The sequence below is a fragment of the Streptomyces sp. BI87 genome (genome assembly GCF_025957665.1).
Lineage (GTDB): Bacteria > Actinomycetota > Actinomycetes > Streptomycetales > Streptomycetaceae > Streptomyces > Streptomyces albidoflavus.
Window position 1 is genome coordinate 1621647 of the sequence record NZ_CP110079.1, and the last position, 14941, is coordinate 1636587.

The following is a 14941-nucleotide window of genomic DNA, read 5'->3' on the forward strand; positions in this document are numbered from 1 at the left end:
GCGGTTGGGATCTGCCGTCGGGAGGGACTCAGCCCTTGGTGAGCATCGAGCGGAAGAAGAAGAGGAGGTTGGCGGGCTTCTCGGCGAGGCGCCGCATGAAGTAGCCGTACCAGTCGGTGCCGTACGCGGTGTAGACCCGCATGCGGTGGCCCTCGGCGGCGAGGCGGTGGTGCTCGTCGCTGCGGATGCCGTACAGCATCTGGAACTCGTAGTCGTCGAGCTTGCGGCCCGCGCGGTGGGCCAGCTCCTGCGCGATGGCGACCAGCCGCGGGTCGTGCGAGCCGACCATCGGGTAGCCGTCGCCCTCCATGAGGATGCGCAGCACACGGACGTACGCCTTGTCGATGTCGGCCTTGTCCTGGTAGGCGACCGAAGCGGGCTCCTTGTAGGCGCCCTTGACGAGGCGGACGCGGCTGCCGGCGGCGGCCAGGCGGCGGGCGTCGTCCTCGGTGCGGAAGAGGTACGACTGGATGACGCAGCCGGTCTGCGGGAAGTCCTTCCGCAGCTCCTCGTGGATGGCGAACATCGAGTCGAGGGTGGTGTGGTCCTCGGCGTCGAGGGTCACGGTGGTGCCGATCGCGGCGGCGGCCTCGACGACGGGGCGCACGTTGGCGAGGGCCAGCTCGTGGCCGTTCTCCAGCGCTTGGCCGAACATCGAGAGCTTCACCGACATCTCGGCCTTGGTGCCGTGGCCGAGGACCTTGAGGCGGTCGATCAGCTCCAGGTAGGCGTCGCGGGCGGCGGCGGCCTGCTCGGGCGTGGTGATGTCCTCGCCGACCACGTCCATGGTCAGCTCCAGGCCGCTCGCCACGGCCTCCTGCACGATCGGCACGACGGCGTCGACCGTCTCACCGGGGATGAACCGGTCGACGACCTGCTTGGTGACGGGGGCGGCCGACACGAGGCGGCGCATTTTGTCGCTGCGCGACGCGGCGAGGATCACGGGACCCAGCATCGGGCACCTCCACAACTTGCACGAGAGATGGGCCGTCCCGGCCCGCACTCCGGCCCTTGTGGGGCGTACGGGGCACATCGGGAACAGCATGTTCAACCACCCTGAATCTAAGGATGCCGCTGCCCGCCTGCCATCTACAGCTGTCACGCATCCGTGGCCGCGATCTCAGACATATGTATGAAGCGGGGCGCGCGCCGGGTCACAATGGGAGCGTGCGCAGCGACTACCAGGACCTGGTCGACGAGATCTCCGAGCTGCTCGGCGCCCCGGCCACGCTGGAGAACCGGGACTTCGAGCTGATCGCCTTCGGCTCCCACGAGGGCGGCGGCGACCTGGACACCACCGCCCTGGACCCGGTCCGCACCCGCTCGATCCTCACCCGCCGCTCCACCGCCCAGGTCCGCGCCTGGTTCGAGGCGTACGGCATCGCCCGCGCCACCGGCCCCGTGCACATCCCGGCCTCCCCGGAGGCGGGCGTACTGCGCGGCCGGATCTGCCTGCCGGTACGCCATCGGGGCATCGTGCGCGGCTACGTCTGGCTGCTGGACACCGACCCGCGCCCCTCGTCCGGGCAGCTGGACGCGGCGATGGCGGTCACCGCCCGCATCGGCACCCTCATGGCCGACGAGGCCTCCGCCGGGGAGGACGTCACCCGCGAGTTCCGGGCGGTGCTGACCGCCGCGCCCGGCTGGCAGCACGACCAGGCGCACGCCGCACTGCGCGCCGCCCTCGGCTCCGAGGCCGACCGGCTGCACGCGGTGGTCTGCGTCGGCCCCTGGCCCTTCGACGAGCCGCCCGGCGTGGGGCGCCTGCCCGGCGCGGCGGCCCTCTGCGTCCTGCCCGCGCCGCCGGGGAGCGAGGCGGCGTTCGGTGCGCCCGCCGCCCCGGGAGCGGCCGGCCCGCGCGACGAGCCCGACTCCCCCGCGCCCGCCCCGGCGGTCCTCGCCGCCCTGGTCCGGCTGCGTACGCCGGGCGCGCTCGGCCCCGCCGAGACCGCCGCCGAGCGCCTGCGCGCGCTCTCCGGCGCGGCCGCCGCCGGGGTGGGCACGCCGCGCACCGGCATGGCCCAGACGGCCCGCGCCTGGCGCGAGGCGCTGGCCGCGGCACGCGCCGCCCACGCCGAACCGAGGCTCGGCCCCGTCGCCCACTGGTCGGCCCTCGGCCCGTACCGTCTGCTGACCGCCCTCTCGGCCCCGACCGCCGCCGACCCCGCCACCGCCCCGCTGCTGACGGGGGCGCACCGGGAACTGGCCCGCACCGCCGAGACCTACCTCGACCACGCGGGCCAGGCGGGCCGCACCGCCGCCGCCCTCGGCGTCCACCGCCAGACCCTCTACTACCGCCTCTCCCGCGTCGAACAACTCACCGGCCTCGACCTCGACGACGGTGAGGACCGCCTCCTGCTCCACATGGCGCTGAAGGCGGCACGGTTGTGACGGCACCGGGGTCCGCGACACGTCGCACCAGCGGTCCCACCTCGTGGACGACGATCCGCTAAGCCCCCTCACCCGGGGGAAACGCCTTGGCCAGGTGCGGCAGACGACGTGCTGCCCCCTCATCGCCACGCGCGTCCCACTGCTCGCCGACCGGCTCTCCCGGTTCGAGATCCTCGACGCGGAGAGCGTCCAGAGCCTCGTGGAAGTCGTCGTCCGTCTTCCCTGTCACGTCCTGGAACGCGCTCCCGGCCACGTGGTCGAGTTGTTCCCACGCGGGCCACTCTTCGCCTGGACCAGCCCCTTGGAGGCCAACCGCCACGACGCCCTCACCGAGCGGCAACGCGTCGAGCAGGGTTTCGTGCAGGGCTCCTTCGGCGAGGCGGCCCTGCGGGCGATGGCCGGGGCGGGGAACGTCCTGGTCGCGGAGGACGCCGGCGGACTCGCGGGGCTCGTCTGCCTGGCCGCGCCCGGCGACGTACCGGACCCGCCGCCGCCCGTCGCGGTGCTCCTGGCCGCGCAGGACCGGCCGACCTGGGAGGGGCGCCCGCCGAGCGACACACGCCGGCTGCTGTACGGCCCCGTCGTCGTCGGAGCCGGGCACCGGGGCAAGGGCGTGGCGCGGGGGCCGTACGAGGCGGCGCTGCGGGCGGCCGCGCCCCGGGCCGAGGCGGTGTGGCCTTCATCGAGCGGGCCAACGAGGCGTCCCGGAAGGTGCACGTCGACGGGTTCGGCATGGCGGTGCTGGGCGGGTACGAGGTGCACGGCCGCGCGTACGACGTGGTGGCCGCCGCCGCTCGCCCCTCCGCCTGACACACCGGCACGCCCCGGACCGGCCCCTCGGTAGGCTCCCCCCGTGACCAGCGCGCGCCCCACCCCCCGAACCGAGAGCAGGACCAGGACCGGCACCAAGGGCGTGGCCCGCGCCGACCGCGAGCGGCAGATCGTGCGGCTCGCCGTCGAGGAGTTCGGGACGCAGGGGTACGCGCGGGCCTCGGTGGCGGCCGTCGCGGAGCGGGCCGGGATCTCCAAGCCGCTGATCTACACCTACTTCACCTCGAAGGACGGCCTGGCCGCCGCGAGCGCCCACTACGCGGGGAGCCTGCTGGTGAGCGAGGTGGAGGCGGCCCAGACCGCGACCACCGCCGAGGCCAGGGCGCTGGACACGCTGGCGGCGATCTTCTCGGTGCTGGACCACTGCCGCCGGGCCTGGTCGGTGGTGCACGACACGACGCTGCCCGAGGGCGGCGCGGCGTACGCGGCGGCGGCGAAGTACCGCGAGCGGCTGGCCGGGATGGGCGCGGTCGGCACGGCGGAGATCCTGCGGGCGGCGGGTGACGACGACCCGCTCGACCACGACCTGCTGAGCGCGGTGTGGCAGCACGCGGTGACCGCGATCGTCCAGTGGTGGCTGGACCACCCCGAGCAGACGGCTGCCGACATGGCGGCCCGCGCCGCCCGGATGCTCCACATCGTCCTGGGCCCCCACTCCTGACCCGACCGCTCCTCCCCGTTCCGCGCGAACCATTGACCGCGAATTGACCTCTGAGTAACTTACCCACGAGTCAATTCCCGACGGGCCGACCCCGAGGAGCCGCGATGCTGTCCGACCTGTGGGACGTGATCAACACCCCGTTGCTCTACGCCACCCCGTTCTTCGCCCTGTTCGCGGGCATCGAACTCGCCTCGTTCGCACTGCTGGACCGCACCGAACGCCGCGCGCCCGGAGCGGACCGCCCGAAGGGCCATTCGTGGCCCGACTCCCGCACCAACCTGGTGATGGGCATGGGCTCGCTCGTCTCCACCGCCGTGCTGAAGGCGGCGACCCTGGTCCTCTTCGTCTACCTCTACGCGGCCCTCGCGCCCTGGCACCTGCCCACCGACACCTGGTGGAGCTGGGTCCTGCTGCTGGTCGCCGTGGACCTCGCCTGGTACACCAACCACCGCTTCTCTCACCGGGTGCGGATCGGCTGGGCGGGCCACCAGGCGCACCACTCCAGCGAGTACTTCAACCTCACCACCGCCGTCCGCCAGAAGTGGAACCCCTGGTCCGAGGCGATCTTCTGGGCACCGCTCCCGCTGCTCGGCTTCGCCCCGTGGACCATCTACGTGGCCTTCTCCTTCAACCTCATCTACCAGTTCTTCACCCACACCGAGGCGGTCGGCAAGCTCCCCCGCCCCGTCGAGTCCGTCCTCAACACCCCCTCGCACCACCGCGTCCACCACGCCAGCGACCCGGAGTACCTGGACAAGAACTACGGCGGCATCCTCATCGTCTGGGACCGCCTCTTCGGCACCTTCCAGGAGGAGACGCACCGCCCCACCTACGGCCTGACCAAGCCCGTGGACACGTACAACGTCTTCAAGCTCCAGTACCACGAGTACGGCAACATCCTCGCCGACGTCCGCTCGGCCCTCCGCCTGCGCGACAAGCTCGGCTACGTCTTCCGGCCGCCGGGGTGGAAGCCCTCGCCCCCGGCCGGGGCCGAGGACGGCGGGTCGCTCGCGCCGGCCGGGGGGAGCTGAAGTTCTCCCCCGCCCGGGCCGCGCCCCGGTGGTACGGTGGCGCAGCCCGTTTCGGGCCCCGACCGAGGAGGTGAGACCGATCCCCGTGCGTATCCACCGGGTGTTCCCGTCCGTCTCACCGTCGGCCTCACGCCGCTAGAGCCGCGCGGAAGCACACCGAAGGCTTCCGAAAGGCTGTCATGTCTCCCTCTCCCGGCACTTCTTCACCCCTCGGCGCGGACGCTTTCGTTCCGCCCGCCTCCCTCCCGCCCGCCGCCGTCGCGGCCGCGACCGTCCGCCTGCGCGCCGCCGGCTGCGTCTTCGCCGAGGAGGAGGCGGCCCTGCTGGCCGAGGCGGCCGCCTCCGGCGGGGGCGACGGCCTCGCCGCACTCGACCGGCTGGTGGAACGGCGGGCCGCCGGACACCCGCTGGAACACGTCGTCGGCTGGGCCGAGTTCGCGGGGCTGCGGATCGCGGTCGGGCCCGGCGTCTTCGTGCCCCGGCGCCGCACCGAGTTCCTGCTCGCCCTCGCTCGCGACCTGCTCGCCCGCGCCCCGGGCCCCGTCCCGGTCGCCGTCGACCTGTGCTGCGGCTCGGGCGCGGCCGCCGCGGCGCTCGCCGCCTCGGGCCGCCACGCCGAGGTGCACGCCGCCGACATCGATCCGGTCGCGGCCGGCTGGGCCCGCCGCAACCTGGCGGGCGCGGGCGAGGTCCACGAGGGCGACCTGTACGCGGCGCTCCCCGCCGCCCTGCGCGGCCGGGTCGCCGTCCTCGTCGCCAACGTCCCCTACGTGCCGACCGCCGGCCTTCCCCTGCTGCCCGCCGAGGCCCGCACCCACGAACCCCGGGTCGCCCTCGACGGCGGCGACGACGGCCTGGCGGTGCTGCGGCGGGTCGCCGCAGGGGCTCCGGAGTGGCTCGCCCCGGGCGGCACCCTGCTGGTGGAGACGACCGGACGGCAGGCCGAGACCGCCCGCGAGGTGCTGGCAGCGGCGGGTCTGACCCCGGCCCTCCATCACGACGAGGAACGCGCCGCCACCGTCCTCACCGGCACCCGCCCCGCCTGACCACCGCACGCCGCAGGGCCCGTACCACCGAGGCGGTACGGGCCCTGCGGGCGTTCTGCTGCGGGGTGCGGTCAGTCGCTGAGGTCGACCGAGCGGGCCACCGACGCGCCGATCTCGTCGGCCAGTTCGGTGAGAACGGTCTGCGAGACGGTGTCGTCCACGGTCAGCACGGCGAGCGCCTCGCCGCCGACGGTGGCGCGGGAGACCTGCATGCCGCCGATGTTGACGCCGGACTCGCCGAGGACGCGGCCGACGGTGCCGACGACACCGGGACGGTCCTCGTACCGCAGGACGACCATGTGGTCGGCGAGGGAGAGGTCCACGTCGTGCTCGCCGATGGCGACGATCTTCTGGAGGTGCTTGGGCCCGGCCAGCGTGCCGGAGACCGAGACCTCCTGGCCTCCGGTGAGGGTGCCGCGCACGGTGACCACGTTGCGGTGGTCGGGCGACTCGCTGCTGGTGGTCAGCCGCACCTCGACACCGCGCTCCTGCGCGAAGAGCGGGGCGTTGACGTAGCTGACGGTCTCGTCGACGACGTCCTCGAAGACACCCTTGAGGGCGCTGAGTTCCAGCACCTTCACGTCGTGCTGGGTGATCTCGCCGTACACCTCGACGTCGAGACGCGTGGCGACCTCGCCGGCGAGCGAGGTGAAGATGCGGCCGAGCTTCTCGGCGAGCGGCAGGCCCGGGCGGACGTCCTCGGCGATCACGCCGCCCTGGACGTTGACCGCGTCGGGGACCAGCTCGCCGGCGAGGGCGAGGCGGACCGAGCGGGCCACCGCGATACCGGCCTTCTCCTGCGCCTCATCGGTGGAGGCGCCGAGGTGCGGGGTGGCGACGACCTGGTCGAACTGGAAGAGCGGGGAGTCCGTGCAGGGCTCCTTCGCGTACACGTCGAGTCCGGCGCCCGCGACGCGGCCCTCCTTGAGGGCGGAGGCGAGGGCCTCCTCGTCGACGATCCCGCCGCGCGCGGCGTTGACGATGCGGACCGAGGGCTTCACCTTGTGCAGCGCCTCGTCGCCGATGAGCCCGAGGGTCTCCGGCGTCTTCGGGAGGTGGACGGTGATGAAGTCCGCGACCTCCAGCAGCTCGTCCAGGCTCAGCAGCTTGACGCCCATCTGCGCTGCCCGCGCGGGCTGCACGAAGGGGTCGTACGCGACGATCTTCATGCCGAAGGCCGACATGCGCTGGGCGACCAGCACGCCGATGCGGCCGAGGCCGACGACACCGAGGGTCTTCTCGGCCAGCTCCACACCGGTGTACTTGGAGCGCTTCCACTCGCCGTTCTTGAGCGCCGTGTTCGCCTGCGGGATGTTGCGGGCGGTGGCGACGATCAGGCCGCAGGCCAGCTCGGCGGCGGTGACGATGTTGGAGGTGGGGGCGTTGACGACCATCACGCCGGCCTTGGTGGCGGCGGAGACGTCGACGTTGTCCAGGCCGACGCCGGCGCGGGCGACGACCTTCAGCTTCTTGGCGGCGGCGATGGCTTCGGCGTCGACCTTGGTGGCGGAGCGGACGAGGATCGCGTCGACATCGGTGATGGCGGAGAGCAGCTCGCCTCGGTCGGCGCCGTTGCACTGGCGGATCTCGAAGTCCGGGCCCAGCGCGTCGACGGTGGCCGGCGACAGTTCTTCAGCGATGAGTACGACCGGTTTGGCGGGGTTCGAGCTCACGTGAGTCCTCACAAGTCCCATTGCGGACGGCCGTCCCGACGGCCGCATGCGGTGGAGGGTAGCCGCGTGGAGAGACGCACGACGCTGTGGGCCTGCAAACGCGTATGTCCGTGCAGTGTAGTGGTGCCGGGGTGGTCGCCGACCCGCCTGAGCGGAAGGATCACCCGTACGAGGCTGGACATCCTGTCCGAACCGCCGACGGCGTCCCGCGCACACTCCGGCAAGCCGTTCCCGGCGGACGGGAACGGCACGCGGCACCACCGTACGCCGGTGCGCCGCGCCGGTGCGAGCGGGCCCGCACCGGCGTACGCGGGAGCGGGCCGGAGAGTCCCGGCCCGCCCCCGCCGAGGGCTTACGCCTCCTCGTCGACCCAGCTCATGAGCTTGCGCAGCTCACGTCCCGTGGTCTCCAGGAGGTGGTTCTCGTCGGCCTTCTTGTACTCGTTGTACTTGGGCAGGCCGGCCTGGTACTCGGCCATCCAGTTGTTGGCGAAGGTGCCGTCCTGGATGTCGGCGAGGACCTTCTTCATCTCGGCCTTGGTGGCGTCGGTGATGATCCGCGGGCCGGTGACGTAGTCGCCCCACTCGGCGGTCTCCGAGATGGACCAGCGCATCTTCTCCAGGCCGCCCTCGTACATGAGGTCGACGATGAGCTTCAGCTCGTGCAGGCACTCGAAGTAGGCGATCTCCGGCTGGTAGCCCGCCTCGACGAGGGTCTCGAAGCCGGCCTTCACCAGGGCGGAGGTGCCACCGCAGAGGACGGCCTGCTCGCCGAAGAGGTCGGTCTCGGTCTCCTCGGTGAAGGTCGTCTTGATGACACCGGCGCGGGTGCCGCCGATGGCCTTCGCGTACGACAGGGCGAGCGCGAAGCCGTTGCCCGTGGCGTCCTGCTCGACGGCGACGATGCAGGGCACGCCGCGGCCTTCCTCGTACTGGCGGCGGACCAGGTGGCCCGGGCCCTTGGGGGCGACCATGCAGACGTCGACGCCGGCCGGGGGCTGGATGAAGCCGAAGCGGATGTTGAAGCCGTGCCCGAAGAAGAGGGCGTCGCCGTCCTTGAGGTTGTCCTTGACGGACTCCTCGTAGACCTTCGCCTGGATCGGGTCCGGGACGAGGATCATGATGACGTCGGCCTCGGCGGCGGCCTCGGCGGGCGTCACCACGCGCAGGCCCTGCTCCTCGGCCTTGGCCTTGGACTTGGAGCCCTCGTGGAGGCCGACCCGGACGTCGACGCCCGAGTCGCGCAGCGACAGCGCGTGGGCGTGCCCCTGGCTGCCGTAGCCGAGGACCGCGACCTTGCGGCCCTGGATGATGGACAGGTCGGCGTCGTCGTCGTAGAACAGCTCGGCCACTGGGAATCTCCTTGGTGTGCTGATGATGCGTCCCACCGTACGGCGGGCGGGGTGGTGGACGTGTCCGGGTCTCGCGATGCGGGCGGCGGGGCCGCCCGTACCGGGCGAACGAGAGGTGTCCTCGCGGGGATGCGCGCGGGGCGCGCGCGCCGATGTGCGCGGCGCGCGGCGCCCGTTACGCGCTGCGGTCCAGCGCGCGCAGCGAGCGGTCCGTGATGGAGCGCGAGCCGCGGCCGACGGCGATGGTGCCGGACTGGACGAGTTCCTTGATGCCGAAGGGTTCCAGCATCCGCAGCATGGCCTCCAGTTTGTCGCTGGAGCCGGTGGCCTCGATGGTGACGGCCTCCGGGGAGACGTCCACCGTCTTCGCGCGGAAGAGCTGGACGATCTCGACGATCTGCGAGCGGGTCTCGTTGTCCGCGCGGACCTTGGCGAGGACGAGTTCGCGGTGGATGGCCGAGCCGGGTTCCAGCTCGACGATCTTCAGGACGTTGACCAGCTTGTTGAGCTGCTTGGTGACCTGTTCCAGCGGGAGTGATTCGACATTGACCACGATGGTGATGCGGGAGATGTCGGGGTGTTCGGTGGTGCCGACGGCGAGCGAGTCGATGTTGAAGCCGCGGCGCGAGAACAGGGCGGTGATCCGGGCGAGGACACCGGGCTTGTTCTCGACCAGGACGGAGAGGGTGTGCTTGGTCATGGACGTCGTTCTCTCTCTGCGTTCGGCGCGGCTCAGTCGTCTTCGTTGTCGCCGAAGTCGGGGCGGACGCCCCGGGCGGCCATGACCTCGTCGTTGGAGGTGCCGGCGGCGACCATCGGCCAGACCATGGCGTCCTCGTGGACGATGAAGTCGACGACGACGGGCCGGTCGTTGATGGCGTTGGCCTTGGCGATGACCGCGTCCAGCTCGTCCGGCGACTCGCAGCGCATCGCGACGCAGCCCATGGCCTCGGCGAGCTTGACGAAGTCGGGAACGCGGGTGCCGGTGTTGGGCTGGTCGGCGCCCTCGGGACCGGCGTGCAGGACGGTGTTGGAGTAGCGCTGGTTGTAGAAGAGGGTCTGCCACTGGCGGACCATGCCGAGGGCGCCGTTGTTGATGATGGCGACCTTGATCGGGATGTTGTTCAGCGCGCAGGTGGTCAGTTCCTGGTTGGTCATCTGGAAGCAGCCGTCGCCGTCGATGGCCCAGACGGTGGCGTCGGGCCGGCCGGCCTTGGCGCCCATGGCGGCCGGAACGGCGTACCCCATGGTCCCGGCGCCGCCGGAGTTGAGCCAGGTGGCGGGCTGCTCGTAGTCGATGAAGTGGGCGGACCACATCTGGTGCTGGCCGACGCCGGCGGCGAAGACGGTGTTGTCGGGGGCGAGCTGTCCGATGCGCTCGATGACCGCCTGGGGGGCCAGCATGCCGTTCTCGGGCTGGTCGTAGCCGAGCGGGTAGGTGTCGCGCCAGCGGTCGAGATCCTTCCACCAGGCGGTGTAGTCGCCGGTGCGGCCCTCGGTGTGCTCGGCCTGGACGGCCAGGACGAGGTCGGCGATGACCTCGCGGGCGTCCCCGACGATCGGCACGTCGGCGGCACGGTTCTTGCCGATCTCGGCCGGGTCGATGTCGGCGTGGACGATCTTGGCGTACGGGGCGAAGCTGTCGAGCTTTCCGGTGACGCGGTCGTCGAAGCGGGCGCCGAGGGCGACGATCAGGTCGGCCTTCTGGAGCGCGGTGACGGCGGTGACCGCACCGTGCATGCCCGGCATCCCGACGTGCTGCGGGTGACTGTCGGGGAAGGCGCCGAGCGCCATCAGGGTGGTGGTGACCGGGGCGCCGGTCAGCTCGGCGAGGACCTTCAGCTCGGCGGTGGCCCCGGCCTTGACGACCCCGCCGCCGACGTACAGCACGGGGCGCCGGGCGGCGGTGATGAGCTTGGCGGCCTCGCGGATCTGCTTGGCGTGCGGCTTGGTGACCGGGCGGTAGCCGGGCAGGTCCGTCTGCGGGGGCCAGCTGAAGGTGGTCTTCGCCTGGAGGGCGTCCTTGGCGATGTCGACGAGGACGGGCCCGGGGCGGCCGGTGGAGGCGATGTGGAAGGCCTCGGCGATGGTGTGCGGGATGTCCTCGGCCTTGGTGACCAGGAAGTTGTGCTTGGTGATCGGCATGGTGATGCCGCAGATGTCCGCCTCCTGGAAGGCGTCCGTACCGATCGACTTGGCGGCGACCTGGCCGGTGATCGCGACCAGCGGGACGGAGTCCATGTGGGCGTCGGCGATCGGGGTGACGAGGTTGGTGGCACCGGGACCCGAGGTGGCCATGCAGACCCCGACCCGGCCGGTGGCCTGGGCGTATCCGGTGGCCGCGTGACCCGCGCCCTGCTCGTGGCGGACCAGCACGTGACGGACCCGGGTGGAGTCCATCATCGGGTCGTACGCCGGGAGGATCGCACCGCCCGGAATGCCGAACACGGTGTCGGCGCCGACTTCCTCAAGAGAGCGAATGAGGGACTGCGCACCCGTGACGTGCTCGACGGGCGCGGACTGCGGTCCGGAGGAACGGGGCCGCGGCGTCGGATGAGCCCCGGTGGCCTGCTCGGTCATCTGCGTGTCTCTTCTCGAAGCTGAGGGTGTGTGCGGGTTCTAGGCGGTTCTGTACGGGTTTCTCCCCCTTGCCCCGCGGGTTCTTTGCGGGCTTTTGGGGTCACCTGTGCAACAAAAAACCCCTCGTGCCAGGTGGCAAGCGAGGGGAGCGCGTCGGATACGTTCGCCGGACGGATGTCCTGGCTTCAGCCGACGCGCTTTCCAAGTACGAGAATTCGGGTGCGCATGGCACTGACCCTCTCCCCGCCGTGCGGTGACTGTCAAGTAGGTGGGACAGGAGTCTCATGATGTGGGCCGACGGAGCGGGGGCCACGCGGCATCCCCGCCGCCGCTGCCTGGGCGACCACGGCCGGGGCGCCGCGCCGTGTGACCAGGCTCGCACCGCCGCCCGCACCGGGCGGCTCGCTCCCGGCGCCCCCGGAGCCGCCGGTGGCGGCGGTGGCGGCGGTGGCGGCGGGGACGAGGGCGGCGTGCGGCGGCCCCAGCGGGGCGGGCACCACCGGGCCGGCGGGCAGCGCGTAGGTGCCGTGGGTGAGGGTGCGGCGCAGGCGGTACTCGTCGAGATGGCCGGCGAAGGCCATGCCCTGGGCGTGGGTACAGCCCATCGCCCGCAGTGCCACCACCTGCTCGGGCCGGTCGACACCCTCGGCCACGGTCTGGAGGCCGAGGTCCGCGGCGATCCGCAGGACACCCGCGGTGATCTTGTGCTGGCGGGCCGACTCGACGACCCCTTCGACCAGGCTCCGGTCGAGTTTGAGTATGTCCACCGGGAGCCGCCGCAGGGCGTCGGCGGCCGCGTGACCGCCGCCGAACCCGTCCAGGGCGATCCGGACACCGAGCCGGCGCAGCACGGTGAGGCGCTGCTCCAAGGCATCCTGCGGGACCTCGCTGTCGCTGTCGGCCAGCTCCAGGACGAGGCCGCCGGAGGGCAGCCCGTAACGGGTCAGCAGCGCCTCGACCGCGTACGGCGGTGCCGCGCGGTCGAGCAGGCGGCGGGCGCCGAGGCGGACGACGACGGGTGCGGCATGGCCGGAGCGGTGGCGTTCGGCGGCCTGTGCGATGGCCTGCTCCAGGGTCCAGCGACCGAGCTCGGCGGCCCGGTCACCGTTGTCCGCGACGCGGAGGAACTCGGCCGGGGTGAAGAGTATGCCCTGGCCGGAGCGCCAGCGGGCCTGCGCGGCGACGGCGGCGACCTTGCCGGTGGCGAGGTCGACGACGGGCTGGTGGAGCAGGGCGAACTCGCCGGCGTTGAGCGCGGAGCGCAGCCGGGAGGCCAGTTCTGCCTTGCGGACGACATCGGCCTGCATCTGCGGGGCGTAGAGCACGACCCGGTCCTTGCCGGCGGCCTTGGCGCGGTACATGGCGAGGTCGGCGTTGCGCAGGAGTTCTCCGGCGTTCTGGCCGGGTTCGGCGAAGGCGACGCCGATGCTGGCGGCGACGCGGACATCGTTGCCGTCGATGGCGTAGGGCTCGGAGAGGTGTTTGCGGAGGCGGTCGGCGAGTTCCTGGATGTGGCCTTCGCGGGCGGCGCGGTCCTCGCCGGTGTCGCCGAGGATGAGGGCGGCGAACTCGTCGCCACCGAGGCGGGCGGCGGTGTCCCCGGCGCGGACGGCCTCGTCGAGGCGGCGGGCGGCGTGGACGAGGAGTTCGTCACCGGCCTGGTGGCCGATGGTGTCGTTGACCGCCTTGAAGCCGTCCAGGTCGATGAAGAGGACGGCGGCGCCGCGGTCACTGCTGCGGCGGCCGGACAGGGCCTGGCTGACGCGGCGGGTGAACAGGGCGCGGTTGGGCAGGTCGGTGAGCGGGTCGTGCTCGGCGCTGTGCTGTAACTGCGCCTGGAGGCGGACGCGTTCGGTGACGTCGCGGCTGTTGAAGATGAGGCCGCCCTGGTGGCGGTTGACGGTGGACTCGACGTTGAGCCACGTGCCCCGGCCGGACTGGAAGCGGCACTCGATGCGGGTGGTGGGCTCGACCGCCGGGTCGGCGGCGAGGAAGCGGCGTACCTCGTGGACCACGCGGCCGAGGTCGCCGGGGTGGATGTGGGCGGAGAGCTCGGTGTCCTCCAGCTCGGAGGCGTCGCGGCCGTAGACTCCGGAGGCGGCAGGGCTGACGTAGCGCAGGGTGCCGCTGGGGTCGGCGATCATGATGACGTCGCTGGAGCCCTGCACCAGGGAGCGGAAGTGGTTCTCCTGGTGGGCGAGTTCGCGGGTGAGGGTGATGTTGTCGATGAGCATGATGCCCTGCCGTACGACGAGGGCGAGGACGACCGTGCAGGCGGTGACCAGGACGACGCGGTCGACGCTGCGGCCGTTGACCACGTTGTAGAGGATGCCGAGGGTGCAGACGGCGGCCGCGAGGTAGGGCGTCAGGGCGGCGAGCGAGCCGGAGATCGGGCTGGTGCGGTCGTGCGCGGCGATCGCCGGGTGGCCGGCGGGGCGGACGGCGCCGGGCCGGGCGTCCTGGGCCGAGGGCTCCTCCGGGGCGCCCCGCTCGCTCTCGCGGTGGCGGCCGACCCACGGGGCGTAGGCGAGCAGCAGCGAGCCGGCGAACCATCCGGCGTCCAGGATCTGGCCGGAACGGTAGCTGCTGTGCAGCAGCGGCGAGGTGAACAGCGCGTCGCAGAGCACCGTCAGGGCGAGGGCGCCGATGGCGGTGTTGAGCGCGGAGCGCCCGGCCGAGGAGCGCCGGAAGTGGAGCGCCAGGATCATGCTGACGAGCGCGATGTCGAGCAGCGGATAGGCGAGGTTGAGCGCGGCGTAGGAGACGCTGCCGCCCTCGATGTCGGCGGTGTGGGCGAGCGCCAGCGACCAGGCGAGGGTCAGCAGGGAGCCGCCGATGAGCCAGGAGTCGAGAGCGAGGCAGACCCAGCCCGCGCGGGTGACGGGGCGCTTGGCGAGGACGAGCAGGCCGACGACGGCGGGCGGCGCGAAGCAGAGGAAGAAGAGGTCGGCGATGCTCGGGGTCGGGACCTCGGTGTCGAGGATCACCTCGTACCAGCCCCAGGCGGCGTTCCCCAGGGAGGCCATGGCGGAGGAGATCCCGAAGAGGACCCAGGCGGGCCGGAAGCGGCTGCCGCGGGTGCGGGCGTAGAGGAAGCAGGAGACGGCGGCGACCCCTGCGGCGATGCTCAGGCCGAAGTCACCCATCGCCATGGAGAGCCGGGGGGAGCCCCAGCCGAGGACGGCGCCGACGGCGTACCCGCCGCAGACGAGGGCGAGGAGGAGCTGGCCGAGGACTCCTGAGCCGGCCGGGCCGCGGGCGGGCTCCGGGCCGGTGGCCGCCGGCGGGGCGGGCGGCGCGGCGGGCATGACCCCGGGGCCGGTCACCGGAGGGCTCCCCGGCGGAGCGGACGGCCGACGGGCAGGAGCTCCGGCGGG

11 protein-coding genes are annotated in these 14941 nt (G+C 72.5%); 5 read left to right on the top strand and 6 right to left on the bottom strand.

The window, feature by feature from the left end; genetic code table 11:
• Positions 1-28 precede the first annotated feature (28 nt).
• The gene (locus OIM89_RS06910) at positions 29-955 is read right to left on the bottom strand and encodes a proline dehydrogenase family protein (protein ID WP_030699510.1); all 927 of its coding nucleotides are present in this window, start codon (positions 953-955) and stop codon (positions 29-31) included.
• A gap of 212 nt (positions 956-1167) precedes the next feature.
• Here OIM89_RS06910 and OIM89_RS06915 point away from each other — a divergent pair, with 212 nt between their 5' ends.
• The 5 genes from OIM89_RS06915 to OIM89_RS06935 all read left to right on the top strand — a co-directional run bounded on the left by OIM89_RS06915 (position 1168) and on the right by OIM89_RS06935 (position 5960).
• Positions 1168-2391 carry a PucR family transcriptional regulator gene (locus tag OIM89_RS06915; protein ID WP_047467090.1) on the top strand — a complete coding sequence of 408 codons (1224 nt, stop codon included), beginning with the start codon at positions 1168-1170 and terminating at the stop codon, positions 2389-2391.
• Positions 2392-2485: 94 nt separating this feature from the next.
• Positions 2486-3235: a hypothetical protein gene (locus OIM89_RS06920; protein ID WP_257380990.1), complete on the top strand. Its 750-nt coding sequence runs from the start codon at positions 2486-2488 to the stop codon at positions 3233-3235.
• A 9-nt stretch (positions 3236-3244) separates the two neighbouring features.
• The gene (locus tag OIM89_RS06925) at positions 3245-3883 is read left to right on the top strand and encodes a TetR/AcrR family transcriptional regulator (RefSeq protein ID WP_175457564.1); all 639 of its coding nucleotides are present in this window, start codon (positions 3245-3247) and stop codon (positions 3881-3883) included.
• Positions 3884-3987: 104 nt separating this feature from the next.
• Positions 3988-4914: a sterol desaturase family protein gene (locus OIM89_RS06930; protein WP_264491072.1), complete on the top strand. Its 927-nt coding sequence runs from the start codon at positions 3988-3990 to the stop codon at positions 4912-4914.
• A gap of 179 nt (positions 4915-5093) precedes the next feature.
• Positions 5094-5960 (top strand): putative protein N(5)-glutamine methyltransferase, encoded by an 867-nt coding sequence (locus OIM89_RS06935; protein ID WP_195730317.1) that lies wholly within the window; start codon positions 5094-5096, stop codon positions 5958-5960.
• Between the two features lie 71 nt (positions 5961-6031).
• Here the strand turns inward: OIM89_RS06935 and serA are convergent, their stop codons facing one another.
• The 5 genes from serA to OIM89_RS06960 form a co-directional block, all read right to left on the bottom strand.
• Positions 6032-7654, bottom strand: a complete 1623-nt coding sequence (serA, locus tag OIM89_RS06940; RefSeq protein ID WP_051727301.1) for a phosphoglycerate dehydrogenase — start codon at positions 7652-7654, stop codon at positions 6032-6034.
• Positions 7655-7985: 331 nt separating this feature from the next.
• Positions 7986-8984, bottom strand: a complete 999-nt coding sequence (gene ilvC, locus OIM89_RS06945; protein WP_003951029.1) for a ketol-acid reductoisomerase — start codon at positions 8982-8984, stop codon at positions 7986-7988.
• Positions 8985-9159: 175 nt separating this feature from the next.
• Positions 9160-9684, bottom strand: a complete 525-nt coding sequence (ilvN, locus tag OIM89_RS06950) for an acetolactate synthase small subunit (protein WP_003951028.1) — start codon at positions 9682-9684, stop codon at positions 9160-9162.
• A 32-nt stretch (positions 9685-9716) separates the two neighbouring features.
• Entirely contained in the window at positions 9717-11564 is a 1848-nt protein-coding gene (locus OIM89_RS06955) for an acetolactate synthase large subunit (RefSeq protein WP_030699516.1), read from the bottom strand.
• Between the two features lie 260 nt (positions 11565-11824).
• Positions 11825-14890, bottom strand: a complete 3066-nt coding sequence (locus OIM89_RS06960) for a putative bifunctional diguanylate cyclase/phosphodiesterase (protein ID WP_264491073.1) — start codon at positions 14888-14890, stop codon at positions 11825-11827.
• Positions 14891-14941: the final 51 nt, after the last annotated feature.

Bases quoted from the DNA above. Each gene is read 5' to 3' on its own strand.
- ilvN (WP_003951028.1), bottom strand. From the start codon at position 9,684: ATGACCAAGCACACCCTCTCCGTCCTGGTCGAGAACAAGCCCGGTGTC.
- serA (WP_051727301.1), bottom strand. From the start codon at position 7,654: ATGGGACTTGTGAGGACTCACGTGAGCTCGAACCCCGCCAAACCGGTC.
- OIM89_RS06910 (WP_030699510.1), bottom strand. From the start codon at position 955: ATGCTGGGTCCCGTGATCCTCGCCGCGTCGCGCAGCGACAAAATGCGC.
- OIM89_RS06935 (WP_195730317.1), top strand. From the start codon at position 5,094: ATGTCTCCCTCTCCCGGCACTTCTTCACCCCTCGGCGCGGACGCTTTC.
- OIM89_RS06930 (WP_264491072.1), top strand. From the start codon at position 3,988: ATGCTGTCCGACCTGTGGGACGTGATCAACACCCCGTTGCTCTACGCC.
- OIM89_RS06955 (WP_030699516.1), bottom strand. From the start codon at position 11,564: ATGACCGAGCAGGCCACCGGGGCTCATCCGACGCCGCGGCCCCGTTCC.